General features: G+C 72.9%; 18 protein-coding genes. 8 read left to right on the forward strand and 10 right to left on the reverse strand.

The window, feature by feature from the left end:
* Positions 1 to 101: 101 nt before the first annotated feature.
* Positions 102 to 767: a potassium channel family protein gene (locus ACFUJ1_RS19775; RefSeq protein ID WP_378647555.1), complete on the forward strand. Its 666-nt coding sequence runs from the start codon at positions 102 to 104 to the stop codon at positions 765 to 767.
* A 2-nt stretch (positions 768 to 769) separates the two neighbouring features.
* A complete protein-coding gene (locus ACFUJ1_RS19780; RefSeq protein WP_233019483.1) occupies positions 770 to 1,441 on the forward strand; it encodes a TrkA family potassium uptake protein in 672 nt (223 codons plus the stop codon).
* Here the strand turns inward: ACFUJ1_RS19780 and ACFUJ1_RS19785 are convergent.
* From ACFUJ1_RS19785 to ACFUJ1_RS19795, 3 genes are all read right to left on the reverse strand, one after another.
* Positions 1,438 to 2,103, reverse strand: coding sequence for a sigma-70 family RNA polymerase sigma factor (locus ACFUJ1_RS19785; protein WP_378647557.1), 666 nt, complete (start codon positions 2,101 to 2,103; stop codon positions 1,438 to 1,440). The two genes, ACFUJ1_RS19780 and ACFUJ1_RS19785, sit on opposite strands and share 4 nt — an antisense overlap.
* A gap of 124 nt (positions 2,104 to 2,227) precedes the next feature.
* Positions 2,228 to 2,923 carry a DUF3159 domain-containing protein gene (locus tag ACFUJ1_RS19790; protein WP_378647559.1) on the reverse strand — a complete coding sequence of 232 codons (696 nt, stop codon included), beginning with the start codon at positions 2,921 to 2,923 and terminating at the stop codon, positions 2,228 to 2,230.
* Between the two features lie 3 nt (positions 2,924 to 2,926).
* Positions 2,927 to 3,304, reverse strand: a complete 378-nt coding sequence (locus tag ACFUJ1_RS19795) for an OB-fold nucleic acid binding domain-containing protein (RefSeq protein WP_233019486.1) — start codon at positions 3,302 to 3,304, stop codon at positions 2,927 to 2,929.
* Positions 3,305 to 3,427: 123 nt separating this feature from the next.
* Between ACFUJ1_RS19795 and ACFUJ1_RS19800 the strand changes: the two genes are divergently transcribed.
* Positions 3,428 to 4,123 (forward strand): alpha/beta fold hydrolase, encoded by a 696-nt coding sequence (locus ACFUJ1_RS19800; protein WP_378647561.1) that lies wholly within the window; start codon positions 3,428 to 3,430, stop codon positions 4,121 to 4,123.
* Between the two features lie 9 nt (positions 4,124 to 4,132).
* Here the strand turns inward: ACFUJ1_RS19800 and ACFUJ1_RS19805 are convergent, their stop codons facing one another.
* Together ACFUJ1_RS19805 and dut are read right to left on the reverse strand one after the other, a co-directional pair.
* Complete coding sequence (locus tag ACFUJ1_RS19805) at positions 4,133 to 5,197, reverse strand: DUF3710 domain-containing protein (protein WP_378647563.1); 1,065 nt, start codon at positions 5,195 to 5,197, stop codon at positions 4,133 to 4,135.
* Complete coding sequence (gene dut, locus ACFUJ1_RS19810) at positions 5,197 to 5,664, reverse strand: dUTP diphosphatase (protein ID WP_378647565.1); 468 nt, start codon at positions 5,662 to 5,664, stop codon at positions 5,197 to 5,199. Before dut ends, ACFUJ1_RS19805 begins: the two co-directional genes overlap by 1 nt.
* A gap of 61 nt (positions 5,665 to 5,725) precedes the next feature.
* On the opposite strand from dut, the gene ACFUJ1_RS19815 reads away from it, so the two are divergent.
* The gene (locus ACFUJ1_RS19815; RefSeq protein ID WP_378647639.1) at positions 5,726 to 6,280 is read left to right on the forward strand and encodes a DUF3093 domain-containing protein; all 555 of its coding nucleotides are present in this window, start codon (positions 5,726 to 5,728) and stop codon (positions 6,278 to 6,280) included.
* A gap of 12 nt (positions 6,281 to 6,292) precedes the next feature.
* Here ACFUJ1_RS19815 and ACFUJ1_RS19820 read toward each other — a convergent pair whose 3' ends face one another.
* Positions 6,293 to 6,595, reverse strand: coding sequence for a DUF4193 domain-containing protein (locus tag ACFUJ1_RS19820; protein ID WP_233019489.1), 303 nt, complete (start codon positions 6,593 to 6,595; stop codon positions 6,293 to 6,295).
* A 396-nt stretch (positions 6,596 to 6,991) separates the two neighbouring features.
* Between ACFUJ1_RS19820 and cei the strand changes: the two genes are divergently transcribed.
* Entirely contained in the window at positions 6,992 to 7,669 is a 678-nt protein-coding gene (cei, locus tag ACFUJ1_RS19825) for an envelope integrity protein Cei (protein ID WP_378647567.1), read from the forward strand.
* Between the two features lie 63 nt (positions 7,670 to 7,732).
* Here cei and ACFUJ1_RS19830 read toward each other — a convergent pair whose 3' ends face one another.
* Entirely contained in the window at positions 7,733 to 8,653 is a 921-nt protein-coding gene (locus tag ACFUJ1_RS19830; protein ID WP_378647569.1) for an inositol monophosphatase family protein, read from the reverse strand.
* Positions 8,654 to 8,841: 188 nt separating this feature from the next.
* On the opposite strand from ACFUJ1_RS19830, the gene ppgK reads away from it, so the two are divergent.
* On the forward strand, positions 8,842 to 9,600 hold the full coding sequence (gene ppgK / locus ACFUJ1_RS19835; RefSeq protein WP_378647571.1) for a polyphosphate--glucose phosphotransferase: 759 nt from the start codon (positions 8,842 to 8,844) through the stop codon (positions 9,598 to 9,600).
* A gap of 234 nt (positions 9,601 to 9,834) precedes the next feature.
* Positions 9,835 to 11,202: an RNA polymerase sigma factor gene (locus ACFUJ1_RS19840; RefSeq protein WP_378647573.1), complete on the forward strand. Its 1,368-nt coding sequence runs from the start codon at positions 9,835 to 9,837 to the stop codon at positions 11,200 to 11,202.
* Positions 11,203 to 11,263: 61 nt separating this feature from the next.
* Here the strand turns inward: ACFUJ1_RS19840 and eutC are convergent, their stop codons facing one another.
* The 3 genes from eutC to ACFUJ1_RS19855 all read right to left on the reverse strand — a co-directional run bounded on the left by eutC (position 11,264) and on the right by ACFUJ1_RS19855 (position 13,716).
* Entirely contained in the window at positions 11,264 to 12,013 is a 750-nt protein-coding gene (eutC, locus tag ACFUJ1_RS19845; RefSeq protein WP_378647575.1) for an ethanolamine ammonia-lyase subunit EutC, read from the reverse strand.
* The gene (locus ACFUJ1_RS19850; RefSeq protein WP_378647641.1) at positions 12,010 to 13,422 is read right to left on the reverse strand and encodes an ethanolamine ammonia-lyase subunit EutB; all 1,413 of its coding nucleotides are present in this window, start codon (positions 13,420 to 13,422) and stop codon (positions 12,010 to 12,012) included. Before ACFUJ1_RS19850 ends, eutC begins: the two co-directional genes overlap by 4 nt.
* A gap of 75 nt (positions 13,423 to 13,497) precedes the next feature.
* A complete protein-coding gene (locus ACFUJ1_RS19855) occupies positions 13,498 to 13,716 on the reverse strand; it encodes a hypothetical protein (protein WP_233019496.1) in 219 nt (72 codons plus the stop codon).
* A 69-nt stretch (positions 13,717 to 13,785) separates the two neighbouring features.
* Here ACFUJ1_RS19855 and ACFUJ1_RS19860 point away from each other — a divergent pair, with 69 nt between their 5' ends.
* Complete coding sequence (locus ACFUJ1_RS19860) at positions 13,786 to 14,520, forward strand: rhomboid-like protein (protein ID WP_378647577.1); 735 nt, start codon at positions 13,786 to 13,788, stop codon at positions 14,518 to 14,520.
* Positions 14,521 to 14,569 lie beyond the last annotated feature (49 nt).

Here is a 14,569-nt window from a genome sequence, read left to right on the forward strand (position 1 = left end):
GAGGCGCGCGGGGAAACGTGCCGGGAGGACAGTACGGGCGGTACGGTTCGGATGCCGGATCGGCCGCGGACCGGGCGCCACGGTTCAGGAACGAGGTTGTGGTGTACGTAGTGATCATGGGGTGCGGGCGGGTCGGCTCCTCGCTGGCGCGCGCGCTGATCCGGGTCGGGCACGAGGTGACGGTGATCGACCGCGATCCCAGCTCGTTCCTCCGCCTCGGCACCGACTTCCCCGGCAGGCAGGTGATCGGCGTCGGCTTCGACCGGGATGTGCTGACCAAGGCCGGGATCGAGCGCGCCGACGCCTTCGCCGCCGTCTCCTCCGGCGACAACTCGAACATCATCTCGGCGCGGGTGGCGCGCGAGATGTTCGGCGTGGAGCGGGTCGTCGCCCGGATCTACGACGCCAAGCGCGCCGCCGTCTACGAGCGGCTCGGCATCCCGACCATCGCCACCGTCCCGTGGACCACCGACCGCTTCCTGCGCACCCTGATCGCCGACACCAGCACCACCACCTGGCGCGACCCGACCGGGACGGTCGCGGTCACCCAACTGGCGCTGCACGAGGAGTGGTCCGGCCGCACCGTGCGCGACCTGGAGCGCACCGTCGGCGTGCGGGTGGCGTTCGTGCTCCGCTTCGGCCGCGGGCTGCTGCCGGACACCAAGACCATCGTGCAGGCGGACGACGTCGTCTACGTGGCGGTGCCGTCGGGCAGCGTCGGCGAGGCCGTCGCCATGGCCGCCAAGCCCCCCACGAGCGAGGACTGAGAATGAAGGTCGCCATTGCCGGAGCAGGCGCCGTCGGCCGCTCCATCGCGCGCGAACTGCTGCGCGGCGGGCACCGGGTGATGCTGCTCGAGCGCGAGCTGTCGCACCTCGACGAGGAGGCCATCCCGGACGCGATCTGGGTGCACGCCGACGCCTGCGAACTCTCCCTGCTGGAGGAGGCGGGGATGGAGACCTACGAGGTGGTCATCGCCGCGACCGGCGACGACAAGGTGAACCTGGTGCACAGCCTGCTCGCCAAGACCGAGTTCGGGGTGAGCCGGGTGGTGGCGCGGGTGAACGATCCGCGCAACGAGTGGCTCTTCGATTCGTCCTGGGGGGTGGACGTCGCCGTCTCCACCCCGCGGCTGCTGGCCTCGCTGGTCGAGGAGGCCGTCTCGGTCGGCGACCTGGTGCGGCTGATGACGCTGCGCCAGGGGCAGGCGAACCTGGTGGAGATCACCCTGCCGAACGACACCGCGCTGGCCGGGAAGCCGGTCCGCTCGCTGCGGCTGCCGAGGGATACCGCGCTGGTGACGATCCTGCGCGGGGGCCGGGTCATCGTGCCGCAGGCCGACGATCCCTTCGAGGGCGACGACGAATTGCTCTTCGTGGCCTCGGTCGAGGCCGAAGAGGATCTGCGAGTAGCCCTCGCAGACCACGGCATCAGACCCTAAGCGGCGGTCTGCAGTTCCTTGCGGAGCTTGTTGAGCGCGCGGTGCTGCATGACCCGGACCACGCCGGGGCTGGTGCCGATGGCCTCCGCGGTCTCCGCCGCGCTCCAGCCGAGCACGATCCGCATGACCAGCACCTGGCGGTGCGCGGGGGCGAGCACCTTCATCAGCTCGCGGGTCTCGGTCCTGCGCTCGGAGGCCAGCGCCCACTCCTCGGGGCCTGCGGCCGGGCAGGCGGTGTCCGGCAGGTCGGCGGTCGGGTAGGCGGTGAGCTGGCCGCGGCGGAAGGCGTCGGCGACCTTGTTGGCGGCGATGCCGTAGACGAAGGCCAGGAAGGACTTGCCCTGGTCGCGGTAGCGCGGGATGGCGTTCACGGTGGCGATCAGGATCTCCTGCACCACGTCGTCGGCGGTGACCTGCAGGTGCGCGCTGTTGCCGAGGCGGGCCAGGCAGTAGCGGCGGACCAGCGGCTGCACGATCCGCAGGATCTCGCCGACGGCCCGCTGGTCGCCCGCGGCGGCGGGGCCGATCAGCGCGTCCAGCTCGGCGCCGATGCGCCTGCTCTCGGAGTTCACCGCGGTGGCGGCCTTGGCGGGACGGCTCGAAGAGGTCCGGGTGGAGTGCGTCGCGGTGGAGTGCGTCGCGGTGGTGTGCTCGGTGGCCATTGCTCCGAGGTCCTTTCTCGCCGTGTGATATTCGGTGACGAGAAAATCGTCCGTCGGAACGGACCTCGGAAACAGGTACCCCAGGGTGGGGAACACCCCCACCTCCCGGTGGTCCCGGCACCCCCTAGCGGGCGGCGTGCCGCCCCGCGGACTTCGCCGACTTGACCGGGGCGTGCCCGGCCCGGCGCACCGCCCACACGGTGACCACCAGCGCGACAGCGGTGAGCGGCCAGCCCATCCCGATCCTGGCGACCGCGAGCCAGCCGGTGTGGTCGGTGTCGTACAGCTCGGACTGCACCAGGTAGCGGGCGCCGAAGACGACCACCCAGGCCAGCGTGGCGAGGTCGTAGAGCCGGACGACGGCCGGGTCCTCGCGCCAGGCCGAGCCGTGGCCGTTCAGCACGCCCCAGATGACCCCGACCAGCGGCCTGCGCACCACGATCGAGCCGAGGAAGATCCCGGCGTAGACCAGGCTGGTGTAGATGCCGAAGAGGAAGTACCCCTTGGCCTCGCCCACCCGGTAGGCGATGAAGGCGCAGATCCCGACGCCGATGAAGCCGGAGATGGCGGGCTGGATCGGGCTGCGCCGCACCAGCCGCCAGACCAGGATCGCGGCGGCGACGCCGAGCGCGGCCCAGACCGCGGCGGTGAGCCCCCACAGCGTGTTCACCGGCACGAAGACCAGCACCGGGAGGGTGGAGTAGATCAGGCCGCTGATGCCGCCGAGTTGCTCGAGGACGGTCTGTTCGGAGCGCTCCGCCCGCGCTTCGGGTTCGGCGGCGGGCTCGTCCCTGGTCCCGGTGTCGTCACTGGTCGGCATACGTCAGCTGTTCCCACGCAGTTCGTAGTAGGGGTTGAAGATCACCTTGCGGCCGTCCCGCTCGCCGACCCGGCCGCGCACCAGGATCTTGCGGCCCGGCTCGATGCCCGGGATCCGCTTGCGCCCGATCCACACCAGGGTGATGGCGTCGGTGCCGTCGAAGAGCTCGGCCTCGATCGCGGCGCCCACCGCCTTGGAACAGGCTTCGACGCTGCGCAGCCTGCCGAGCATGGAGACCTCTTCGCCGCGGCGGCACTCGGAGGCGCGACACGCACCGGAGGCCTCGGCCGACTCGGCCAGCTCCTCGGCGTCCAAGTGGTCGATATCCGCGGTCAGCCTGCGGCCGAGGCGTCGGAAATATCCCGAGGCAGCGGATGACATGGCACGCTCTCCTGGCATTCGCGACGTGGGTTGCACGCCGTCGTGGTTTCCTCGCGCAGGCCGGTTGTGGCCGCACAACGCCAACTGTAGATGGCGGGGAGTTGCCCCGCTACGCTCGGCCCGATGTTGCTCTCCCCCGAACCGGTCGCGGTGGTGGCCCTGCCGGGTACCGGCTCCGATTCGCACTTCGCGCAGCGCGCCTTCGGTGCCGCGTGCACCGCCCGTGACCTGCGGATCGTCGCGGTGCAGCCGGATCCGGGCGCGGTCGTCGCGAGCTGCCTGGATGCGCTGGATTCGGCCGCCCGCCGGTATGGCCGGGTGGTCGCCGCCGGGATCTCGCTCGGGGCGGCGATCGCGGTCGAGTGGGCGGGTGCGAATCCGGAGTCCGCGGCCGGGGTCGTCGCGGGGTTGCCCGCGTGGACCGGGGGGTCGGGCGTGGAGTCTCCGGCGGCGCTGAGTGCCCGGGTCACCGCGGAGTCGGTGCGGGCCGACGGACTGGAGGCGACCATCGCGCAGATGCGGGCGAGCAGCCCCGCCTGGCTGGCGGAGACGCTGACCCGCTCCTGGCGCGGATACGGCTCCGCGCTCCCGGATGCGCTCCTGGCGGCCGCGCACTACTCCTGGCCCGCCGAACCGCTGCTGCGTTCGCTCGCCGTGCCGACGGTCGTGGTCGGGGCCGTCGACGACCCCATCCACCCGTTCCCCGTCGCCGAGCGGTGGGCGGCCCTCATCCCGGGCGCGGTCCTGCACAAGATGACGCTCGCCGAATTCGGCGCCGACCCGGCGCTGCTCGGCCACCTCGCCCTCGGCACCCGCTGAGGGAGCGGGTCAGTTGCGGTTGAGCTGCTGCATGGCCGAGCCCTCGGCGCCCCGGCGCGGCTGATCCGGCACCGGCTGCGGGACGACGGGGCGCGGCGCGGCCGCGGCGGCCGCGGCGGCCTGGACGGCGGCTTGCGCCTGCGCCGCCTCGACCTGCTGCTGGTGCGCGGCGGCCAGCTGCTCGGCCAGATCCTTCGGCAGCACGACGGGCAGCGGGTCCCGGACCGGAAGCGGCTCGGTGCCCCGCCGGACGACGGTCTCGCTCATGATCGCCCGCGCCGCCCGCACCAGCGGCCCGTCGTCGGCGACCGAACCGGTCGGCCCCGCGGCGACGAGCCGCACCATCCAGCGGTACCCGTCGACACCGATGAACCGCAGGTCGGCGCCCTCGGTGACGGCGACCAGCTCGCGCCCCCACGGCCCGTTCTCGGTGGAGACCTGCGCGCCGTCCTTGCGCAGCGACTCGGCCAGATCGGCGGCGACCGTGCGCCACTGCCCGGATGTCTTGGGCGCCGCGTAGGCGGCGACGGTGAGCCGCCCGTGCTCGGTGGCCAGGTGCACCGCCTGCGGCGTGCCGTCCCCGGCCATCTCCACCTGCAGCTGCCCGCCCGGCGGCACCGGGATGATCACCGAGCCGAGGTCGAGCCGCTGGTCGGCGATCGCCTCCAGCTCCGCGGTGACGTCGGCGTGGTCGTACGGCCCGCGCGGGGTGTCCCCGCTCGCACGGGCGACCGGCACCTCGGCCTCGGCTTCCACGTCGGCCTCCGGCACGCTGTGCTCGGACCGCCGTGGCGCCGCGTCGGCGGGCTCGTCCCCGGCGCGCCCCGGCCCACCGGCGCGCCTGCGCCTGCCCTCGCGGCGCGGCGCGGGCTCCGGCTCCGGCGCGGCGGCGACCTGCACGGGGTGCTCGTCGGTGTCGTAGTCGTCCTCGAACGGCTGGAACCCCGGATCGCCCGGGTACAGCACCGGGATCGGATGCTCGTCGGTGTCGTACTCGTCACCGAAGTCGTCGTCGTAGTCGCCGTGCTCCCCGGCCCGGCCGCTGCCCTTCTTCCCCCGTCCGAAGATTCCCATCACGCCTCCTCGGCGAGGCTCGCGTGCCCGCCGCTCGATCCGTAGCCCCCCGCGCCCCGCGCGGTCTCGTCCAGCGTCTCGACCTCGACGAAATCCACCAGCTCCACCCGCTGCACCAGCAGCTGCGCGATCCGGTCGCCGCGGCGTAGCTCGATGGCGGTGCGCGGATCGTGGTTGATCAGGCAGACCTTGATCTCGCCGCGGTAGCCGGCATCGATCGTGCCCGGCGTGTTCACCACCGAGAGCCCGGTCTTCGCCGCCAGCCCGGAGCGCGGATGCACCAGCCCGACCGTCCCCTTCGGCAGCGCGACCGCGATGCCGGTGCCGACCAGCACCCGCTCCCCCGGCTCCAGCACCAGGTCCTCGGTGGTGCACAGATCGACCCCCGCGTCACCGGCATGGGCGCGGGCGGGAAGGGGGATGCCGGGATCTGTCCGCAGCAGGGGTATCGGTGACAGTGCACTCACGGGGGACGAGCCTACGCGCAGGCGAGGCGGCTCCGTCGCCTAGTGTTGAGTCGTGTCCGACCTGCCCGATCCCGTGAGCAACCCCGCGAACCCGGGTGCCGACCGGCGCGCTTCCGCACCGGCGCCCGACCCGGCGACGCGGCCGCCTGCACCGTCCTACCGGGAGCGGTTGTGGGTGCCGCTGTGGTGGTGGCCGATCGGTTTCGGGGTGGCGGCTCTGCTGGCCGCGGAGATCCACATGGGCGGGCACGGCGTGCGCGCGTGGCTGCCCTACGCGGCGCTGCTTCCGGTAGCGGCGTGGGTGCTGCTGTGGTTCGGCAGGCATCGCCTCGAGGTGGCCGCCGACGAGCGGGGCAACCCCGAACTACGGGTCGACCGGGCACACCTCCCGGTCGAATTCGTCGCCCGTGCGGCGATCGTCCCCCCGGCTGCGAAGAGCGCGGCACTGGGCCGCCAGCTGGACCCGGCCGCGTATGTACAGCACCGCCCGTGGGTGCGGCCGATGCTGCTGCTCGTGCTCGACGACCCGGACGACCCCACGCCGTACTGGCTGATCAGTACGCGCAGGCCCGAACGGGTACTCACCGCGCTCGGAGTGCCGAGCGCGGCCGATTGACCGTGCGCTCGCTCAGGAGCCGCAATCCATGCAGATCAACTGATTGCCCTTCTCGCTGGCGAGCCTGCTCCGGTGGTGTACCAGGAAACAGCTGGAACAGGTGAACTCGTCCGCCTGCTTCGGAATCACCCGAACGCTCAGCACTTCCTCGGACAGGTCCGCGCCGGGAAGCTCGAACGACTCCGCGGTATCGGATTCGTCGATATCCACGACGGCGGACTGCGCCTCGTTGCGACGAGCCTTCAGCTCCTCCAGCGAATCCTCCGACACATCGTCGGATTCGGTGCGCCTCGGTGCGTCATAGTCGGTTGCCATGTCGTCTTCCCCTCGTCCTTACTCCGTATATCCCGGATCGGCGTGGTCACACCGATCCCTGTGGGGGATCGACCTGATCCACACCGCCCCGCCGGTGGCACACATCACACGGCTACCGGCTCTCCACCAGGAGCGGATCCGGGGATCCACGCCCGACGGCGCTTGGTGAACGCGGGACATGCCCTGCTTGTTCCCGCGACCGACCACGCCATTCCACCTGGGTGATTCGATCTGGGCCGCCAGACAATAGCGGACCACGGGGGAAAAGTCGCAACCGAAACACACTCGCCGCGCAACCGACCTTTCACCGACATCGGGCGACCGCTCGTCGTGCGCCGGGCGGCCACACCGTTACGCGTGGCGCTGCCCCGCCGTGACGTTTCGTAGAGTGTCACCGTGGTTTCACTGATCACCGAAGGACGCGCATCCGACCGCAGCGGTCGGCCCTTCATCCGCCGGCGCATCGAACCGTGGCTCATCCTCGTCGGCGTCCTGGCGTTGGTGTCGACGGTGATCTGGATCAAGGCACTCACCATGGAGGACACCGACACCACAGCGATGAGCTGCAACTCCCCCAGTCCCGCCACCGGCCAGGGCGCCACCGCCCAGCCCGTCGCACTCGGCCAGCGGGTCGGCGCGGGCCGGCTCGACGAGGTGGAGCCCGCGCCCCTGCAGAGCACCAAGGTGCGCGTGCTGAACGCCAACAACCAGCGCGGCCAGGCCGCGCACGTCGCCTCCCAGCTCGGCGATCTCGGCTTCGCCGGGGCGCCGGGGCAGCCGGTCGGCAACGACCCGGTCTACGTCAACGGCGACCTGGAGTGCACCGGCCAGATCCGGTTCGGGGTGAACGGCCGCCCGGCCGCCGCCTCGGTGCAGCTGGTGGTGCCGTGCGCCGAGCTCATCGAGGACCAGCGCGGCGACGACAGCGTCGACCTGGTGCTCGGTTCGCTCTTCCGGGACATCCGGCCGAGCACCGACGCCGAGGAGGTGCTGCGCTCGCTGAAGAACCCGGCACCGGGCGGCGCCGCGCTGGACGTCGGGCTGCTCGACGCCGCCCGCAAGGCGCAGTGCTGAGCCGGTAGCGCGGCGCGACAGCCGCCGCGTCCGGCCCGGCGGCGCTGGCGTCGCCGAGCCGGCTCAGGGCTCGGGGATGGGCGCGGCCGCGCCGGTGCGCTCGAAGAGCGCGAGCAGTTCGTCCGCGATCCCGGGTGCGGCGGCGAGCACCAGGTCGCCCGCCGCGCCGCCCGCGGTGGCGGGGGGCAGCACCAGCCGCGCCCCCGCCTCCTCGGCGACCAGGGCGCCCGCCGCCCAGTCCCAGGTGTTCAGCCCGTGCTCGTAGTAGGCATCCAGCCTGCCCGCGCCGACCAGGCACAGATCCAGCGCGGCGGCCCCGAGCCTGCGGATGTCGCGCACCGCGGGCAGCAGCCGCGCCACCAGCCCGGCCTGCTCGGTCCGGCGCGCGGTGCCGTAGCCGAAGCCGGTGCCGACCAGTGCCATCGATGCCTCCCGGACCGGGGTGCAGCGCAGGTGCTCGACGGTGCCGTCGGCGTCGACGCGCAGCGCGCCGAGCCCGCGCGCCGCGCTGTAGGTGGCGGCGCGCTCCACGTCGACCACCGCGCCCGCCACCGAGCGCCCGTTCCGCACCGCGGCCACCGAGACGGCGTACCCCGGCAGGCCGTAGAGGAAGTTCACGGTGCCGTCGATCGGGTCGATCACCCACGAGATCCGGTCGCCCGCTTCCGCGAAGTCACCGCCGCCCTCCTCGCCGACCACCAGGTCGTGCGGGCGCTGCTCGGCGAGCAGGGCCCGCACCAGCTCCTCGGCCTCGGTGTCGACCACCGTCACCGGATCGGTCGGGGTGCTCTTGGCCTGCACCGCGCCGTCGGCGACGATCCCGGCCGGGCCGAAGACCTCGGGGCGGCGGGCGCGCACGTGCGCGGCCGCGCTCTCGGCCAGGTCGACGGCGATCCGGCGCAGGTCGGCGGGGTCGGTGGTGGTCGCGTCGACGGCGGCGGCGTCGAGCGGGGCCGGGTGCGGTGCTGGGGTGGGATGCGGCACGGCACCATGCCATCACAGATCCCGGCCGGGCGCGCGAGGGCGGTCGGCGATCATGGTCGGGCGCGCCCGACTACCCTTGTCGTGCACGACACAGCGCCGTCGTCGGGCAACCCGACGTCACGCGGCACCGGGGACCTGTGCGGCGCGATGTGGACCACGACACCGGCACAGGAACGAGGGGTTGAGAGATGTCCGCTCGGGGGCACGCATTCGGGATCGACATCGGCGGCAGCGGTGTCAAGGGCGCTTCGGTGAATCTGGACACCGGTGAGCTCGCCCAGGAGCGCATCAAGATCGCGACGCCGCAGCCCTCCACCCCGCAGGCGGTCGCGGCGACCGTGGCCGAGCTGGTCGCGAAGGCGGACTGGGACGGCCCGGTCGGCATCACGCTGCCCGCGGTGGTGCTGGACGGCGTCGCGCGCACCGCGGCCAACATCGACCGCGGCTGGATCGGCACCGACGCCCGCGCGCTCTTCGCCGACGCGCTCGGCGGCAGGCAGGTCACCGTGCTCAACGACGCCGACGCGGCGGGGCTGGCCGAGGACCGCTACGGCGCGGCGCGCGAGTACTCCGGCTCGGTCCTGCTGCTCACCTTCGGCACCGGGATCGGCTCCGCGCTGATCTACCACGGCGCGCTGGTGCCGAACACCGAACTCGGGCACATGGAGGTCGGCGGGATGGAGACGGAGCACCGCGCCGCCGCCTCGGTGAAGGAGCGCAGGGAGCTGAGCTTCGAGCAGTGGGCCGCCGAGGTGAGCACGGTGCTGATCGCGCTGGAGAACTTGTTCTGGCCGAATGTCATCGTGGCCGGTGGCGGCATCAGCCGGGACAGCGACCAGTGGATTCCGCTGCTCACGAACCGGACCCCGGTGATTCCCGCGCACCTCAGGAACACCGCGGGCATCGTCGGCGCGGCGATGGCGGTACACGACGGCATCACGCCCTGACGCGGAACGGCGCCACCTGGGCGCGGGCCGCGAATCTGCCCGTCGTTGGCATGGGTACCCTGGTTCGATCGTTACAATGGAACCTGTCCGGCGGAAAGCCGCCAACCCCCACCCGGCACACCGGCTCGCGCCGGTGCGAGCCGACAGCCGGCGCTCCGCCGGCGCCACCCGACAGACCGCTCCGCCGGATCACTCTGGCGTGACGCCGCACGAGACCGTCACGAAAGGGCGTACGTGGTAGCCACGAATACCCGTCAGACCGCCGAATCGGCTGACGCCGACTCCGCGGAAGCAACCGCCGCGCGGCCGGTCCGCAAGGCACCGGTGAAGAAGGCGCCTGCCAAGAAGGCCGTCGCCAAGAAGGCACCGGCGAAGAAGGTGGCCGCCGCCAAGAAGGCGCCCGCGAAGAAGGCGGGCACCAAGAAGGCGGGTCCGGACGGCGAGCCCGGCGCCGACGACGGCACCGAGGAGAACCTCGAACTCGAGGATCTGGAGATCTCCGAGGACGAACTCGTCGAGGACGGCGAGGAGGCCGAGGACCCGGTCGCGGAGGCCACCGAGGCCCCCGAGGCCGAGGGTGCCGCCGAACCGACCCCCGCCGACAAGGCCTCCGGTGACTTCGTCTGGGACGAGGAGGAGTCCGAGGCGCTCCGCCAGGCCCGCAAGGACGCCGAGCTCACCGCCTCCGCCGACTCGGTGCGCGCCTACCTCAAGCAGATCGGCAAGGTCGCGCTGCTCAACGCGGAGGAGGAGGTCGAGCTCGCCAAGCGGATCGAGGCCGGGCTCTACGCCGCGGAGAAGATGCGCGAGTTCGCCGACTCCGGCGAGAAGCTGCCGGTGGCCACCCGCCGCGACTTCAACTGGATCATCCGCGACGGCAACCGGGCCAAGAACCACCTGCTGGAAGCCAACCTGCGGCTCGTCGTCTCGCTCGCCAAGCGCTACACCGGCCGCGGCATGGCGTTCCTGGATCTGATCCAGGAGGGCAACCTCGGCCTCATCCGCGCGGTGGAGAAGTTCGACTACACCAAGGGCTACAAGTTCTCCACGTACGCCACCTGGTGGATCCGGCAGGCCATCACCCGCGCCATGGCCGACCAGGCCCGCACCATCCGCATCCCGGTGCACATGGTCGAGGTCATCAACAAGCTCGGCCGCATCCAGCGCGAGCTGCTCCAGGACCTGGGCCGCGAGCCCACCCCGGAGGAGCTGGCCAAGGAGATGGACATCACCCCGGAGAAGGTGCTGGAGATCCAGCAGTACGCCAGGGAGCCCATCTCGCTCGACCAGACCATCGGCGACGAGGGCGACAGCCAGCTCGGTGACTTCATCGAGGATTCCGAGGCGGTCGTCGCGGTCGACGCGGTCAGCTTCACCCTGCTGCAGGACCAGCTGCAGTCGGTGCTGGAGACGCTCTCCGAGCGCGAGGCTGGCGTGGTCCGGCTGCGCTTCGGCCTCACCGACGGGCAGCCGCGCACCCTGGACGAGATCGGCCAGGTCTACGGCGTCACCCGCGAGCGGATCCGGCAGATCGAGTCCAAGACCATGAGCAAGCTGCGGCACCCCAGCCGTTCGCAGGTGCTCCGGGACTACCTGGACTAGGCACACAGCGCGCCACAGGGCCCCACGGTTTCCGCCGTGGGGCCCTTGTCGCGTTCCGGGGTCAGCCGAGTTCGGCGCGGTCCGCGGTGCCGAGCGGCAGCGAATCGTCCTTGAGGTCGACGCCGGAGCGGCCGAGGGCGCGGGCGCCCTCGATCAGGGCGGCGACGATGCGGGCGGCGCGCTCGTAGCCGAGACCGTCGGGCGGGTGGATGTTGGAGAGGCAGTTGCGCTCGGCGTCGGTGCGGCCGGGGCGCGGGTGGTGGGTGAGGTAGATGCCGAGGCTGTCGGCGACCGAGAGGCCGGGGCGCTCGCCGATCAGCAGGACCAGGGTGGTGACGCCGAGCGCGGCGCCGATGTGGTCGCCGAGCGCGACCCGCGCCTGGGTGGCGAGCACCGGCGGGGCGGTGCTGAGCGCGGGCGGGAGCGCGGCGGTCAGGGCGGCGAGGGTGGCCGGGCCGTGTTCGGCGACGGCGAAGGCGGAGAGGCCGTCGGCGAGCACGAAGCCGACGTCCGCCGAGACCTGCTCGGGCAGCTCGGAGCCGGGGAGCCTGCCGAGGTCGGGGCGGCGCAGGTACTCGTCGCGGTCGCGGGCGCGGCTGGCGACGACGGAGGCTTCGCCGAGGCCGCGGGCGGCGAGGTCGGCGGCGAGCGCGGCGGTGTCGAGGGCGGCGTGCACGGCGTCGCGGGCGGCGGAGTGCGCGGCGCGGAACTCCAGCACCCGCTCGGTCGGTAGCGCGTCACCGGCCCGGCCGAGCCCGATCCGCGCCTGCGTGCTGCGGCGCAGCGGCTCCCAGAACTCCGCGCCGCTCATCGCCCGGCCGCCAGTGCGCGCAGCGGCGAGGCGGCGGCGTCGACCGGGAGGATCCGGCCGCCCGCGTCGAGCATGCCGAGCCCGCGCAGCCACTCCGCGAACTCCGGCGCGGGACGCAGCCCGAGTACCCGCCTGGCGTAGAGCACGTCGTGGAAGCTCAGGCTCTGGTAGCCGAGCATCACGTCGTCGGCGCCGGGCACCGCGATGACGAAGGCGGTGCCCGCCGCGCCGAGCAGGGTGAGCAGGGTGTCCATGTCGTCCTGGTCGGCCTCGGCGTGGTTGGTGTAGCAGACGTCGACGCCCATCGGCAGCCCGAGCAGCTTGCCGCAGAAGTGGTCCTCCAGCCCGGCCCGGACGATCTGCTTGCCGTCGTAGAGATACTCCGGGCCGATGAAGCCGACGACGGTGTTCACCAGCAGCGGCTCCAGCTCGCGGGCGACGGCGTAGGCGCGGGCCTCCAGGGTCTGCTGGTCGACCGGGCGGTCGCCCGCGCCGAGGTGCGCGCCCGCCGAGAGCGCCGAGCCCTGCCCGGTCTCCAGGTACATGACGTTCCCGCCGACGGTGCCGCGGCCGAGCGAGCGCGCCGCCTCCGCGCCCTCGCGCAGCAGCGCCAGGTCGACGCCGAAGCTCCGGTTGGCGCCCTCGGTCCCGGCGACCGACTGGAACACCAGGTCCACCGGCGCGCCGGTCTCGATCAGCCGGAGGGTGGTGGTGACGTGCGCGAGCACGCAGGACTGCACCGGGATGTCGAAGCGGGTGCGCACGTCGTCGAGCAGGCGGAGCAGCTCGCCCGCGGCGTGCGGGGAGTCGGTGGCCGGGTTGATGCCGATCACGGCGTCTCCGCAGCCGAGCAGCAGCCCGTCCAGCACCGCGGCGGCGATTCCGCGCGGGTCGTCGGTGGGGTGGTTCGGCTGCAGCCGGGTGGCGAGCGTGCCGGGGGCGCCGATGGTGGTGCGGAAGGCGCTGGTGACGCGCGCGGCGGCGGCCACGGCGATCAGGTCCTGGTTGCGCATGAGCTTGGCGACGGCGGCGACCATCTCCGGGGTGAGGCCGGGGGCGATGGCGCTCAGGGTGGCGGCGGCGGTGTCGGTCGCGGCGACGGTGAGCAGATGGTCGCGCAGCTCGCCGACGGTCTGCGCGGCGATCGGGGCGAAGGCGGCGCGGTCGTGCCGGTCCAGGATCAGCCGGGTGACCTCGTCGGTCTCGCCCGGCACGATCTGGTCGTCCAGGAACGTCCGGAGCGGGACGTCGGCGAGCGCCCACTGCGCGGCGGCGCGCTCGGCATCGGATTCGGCGGCGCAGCCGGCGAGTTCGTCCCCGCTGCGCCGCGGCGACGCCTTGGCCAGCAGCTCGACCAGGCCGTCGAAGCGGTAGCCGGTGCCGCGCAGCGGCTGCGTGAAGGTCGGCACGGTCACTCCATCCTCCCGGCCGGGTACCGGGATCGCCCCGATTCTCGGCCGCCGGTGTTGCCCGGGCGTTACGGGTCAGCGACGGCGGCAGACCACGGCGACGATCCGGTCACCGAGCGATTCCGCGACGTAGAAGTGGTCGCCGCCGGCCGCGGTCGCCGCCCTGGCGATCTCCTCGACCGCGCGGTGGATGTCGCTGTGGCCGTAGCGGTTCAGCGCCAGCTCGACGGTGCCGATGGCCTCGTACCCGGTGAGATCGGCCCGCTGGATCTCGACTGCCCTCGTGCGCCGCATCACCTCAGGGTAGCTCCGGCACCGGCGCGCGCGAGCGGATTCGGGGCGGGGTTCCGGCAGACTGATCGGGTGCCCGACTCGCCCCCCGCACCGTGGTTGCGCACCCTGGACGCGACCGACTGCGTGCGGGCGGTCACCGGTTGGCTGCGGGCGCCGGGGCTCGCGCGCCGGATCGGGCCCGCGCTGCGGGCGCACTTCGCGGGCGCGCCGGCCAGCACCGCCTACGTGTTCACGCTGCTGGTCACCTGGTGGACGCTGCGCGGGCTGAGCCCGCAGGCCGAGCGGGCGCTGATCCTCTCCGCCTCGACCAACCTGCACAACATGCGCGAGAACCCGATCCAGGTGCTGGTGGCGTCGGCGTTCTGGACCGAGGGCGGCTTCCCGTACTGGGTTCTCCCGCAGTTCCTGGTGGTGACGGCGTTCGCCGAGCGCAGGCTCGGGACCGCGCGCTGGATCGCGCTCTTCGCGATCGGGCACGTGGGGGCGACGCTGCTCACCGTCACCGCGATCTCCTACGGCATCGATCACGGGGTGATCCCGTACCGGGTGGCGGTCGCGGCCGACGTGGGCAGCAGCTACGGCGCCACCGCGATCATGGCGGCGATGTCGTTCCTCTTCCGCGGCGGGTTGCGGCTGGTCTGGGCCGGGACGCTGGTGGCCGTGCTGGCGGCGGCCTACTGGATCGGGCCGACCTTCACCGACTACGGGCACCTGTGCGCGGCCGGAATCGGCCTGGTCGCCGGTGCGGCGGGCAGCGCCTTCCAGCGCAGGCGTGCCCGCCGCGCGGGACAGCCCGTCGAGTGAGCCGCGCGCGCGACATCCGGGGGGAGGTACGGCGGGTCGAGACGACAGC

Origin of the sequence: Nocardia sp. NPDC057227 (genome assembly GCF_042669725.1) — a bacterium.
Lineage (GTDB): Bacteria > Actinomycetota > Actinomycetes > Mycobacteriales > Mycobacteriaceae > Nocardia > Nocardia asteroides_A.

Coding starts and splice junctions, on each gene's coding strand:
- ACFUJ1_RS19780 (WP_233019483.1), top strand. CDS start 770: ATGAAGGTCGCCATTGCCGGAGCAGGCGCCGTCGGCCGCTCCATCGCG.
- ACFUJ1_RS19785 (WP_378647557.1), bottom strand. CDS start 2,103: ATGGCCACCGAGCACACCACCGCGACGCACTCCACCGCGACGCACTCC.
- ACFUJ1_RS19790 (WP_378647559.1), bottom strand. CDS start 2,923: ATGCCGACCAGTGACGACACCGGGACCAGGGACGAGCCCGCCGCCGAA.
- ACFUJ1_RS19795 (WP_233019486.1), bottom strand. CDS start 3,304: ATGTCATCCGCTGCCTCGGGATATTTCCGACGCCTCGGCCGCAGGCTG.
- ACFUJ1_RS19800 (WP_378647561.1), top strand. CDS start 3,428: ATGTTGCTCTCCCCCGAACCGGTCGCGGTGGTGGCCCTGCCGGGTACC.
- ACFUJ1_RS19805 (WP_378647563.1), bottom strand. CDS start 5,197: ATGGGAATCTTCGGACGGGGGAAGAAGGGCAGCGGCCGGGCCGGGGAG.
- ACFUJ1_RS19820 (WP_233019489.1), bottom strand. CDS start 6,595: ATGGCAACCGACTATGACGCACCGAGGCGCACCGAATCCGACGATGTG.
- ppgK (WP_378647571.1), top strand. CDS start 8,842: ATGTCCGCTCGGGGGCACGCATTCGGGATCGACATCGGCGGCAGCGGT.
- eutC (WP_378647575.1), bottom strand. CDS start 12,013: ATGAGCGGCGCGGAGTTCTGGGAGCCGCTGCGCCGCAGCACGCAGGCG.
- ACFUJ1_RS19855 (WP_233019496.1), bottom strand. CDS start 13,716: ATGCGGCGCACGAGGGCAGTCGAGATCCAGCGGGCCGATCTCACCGGG.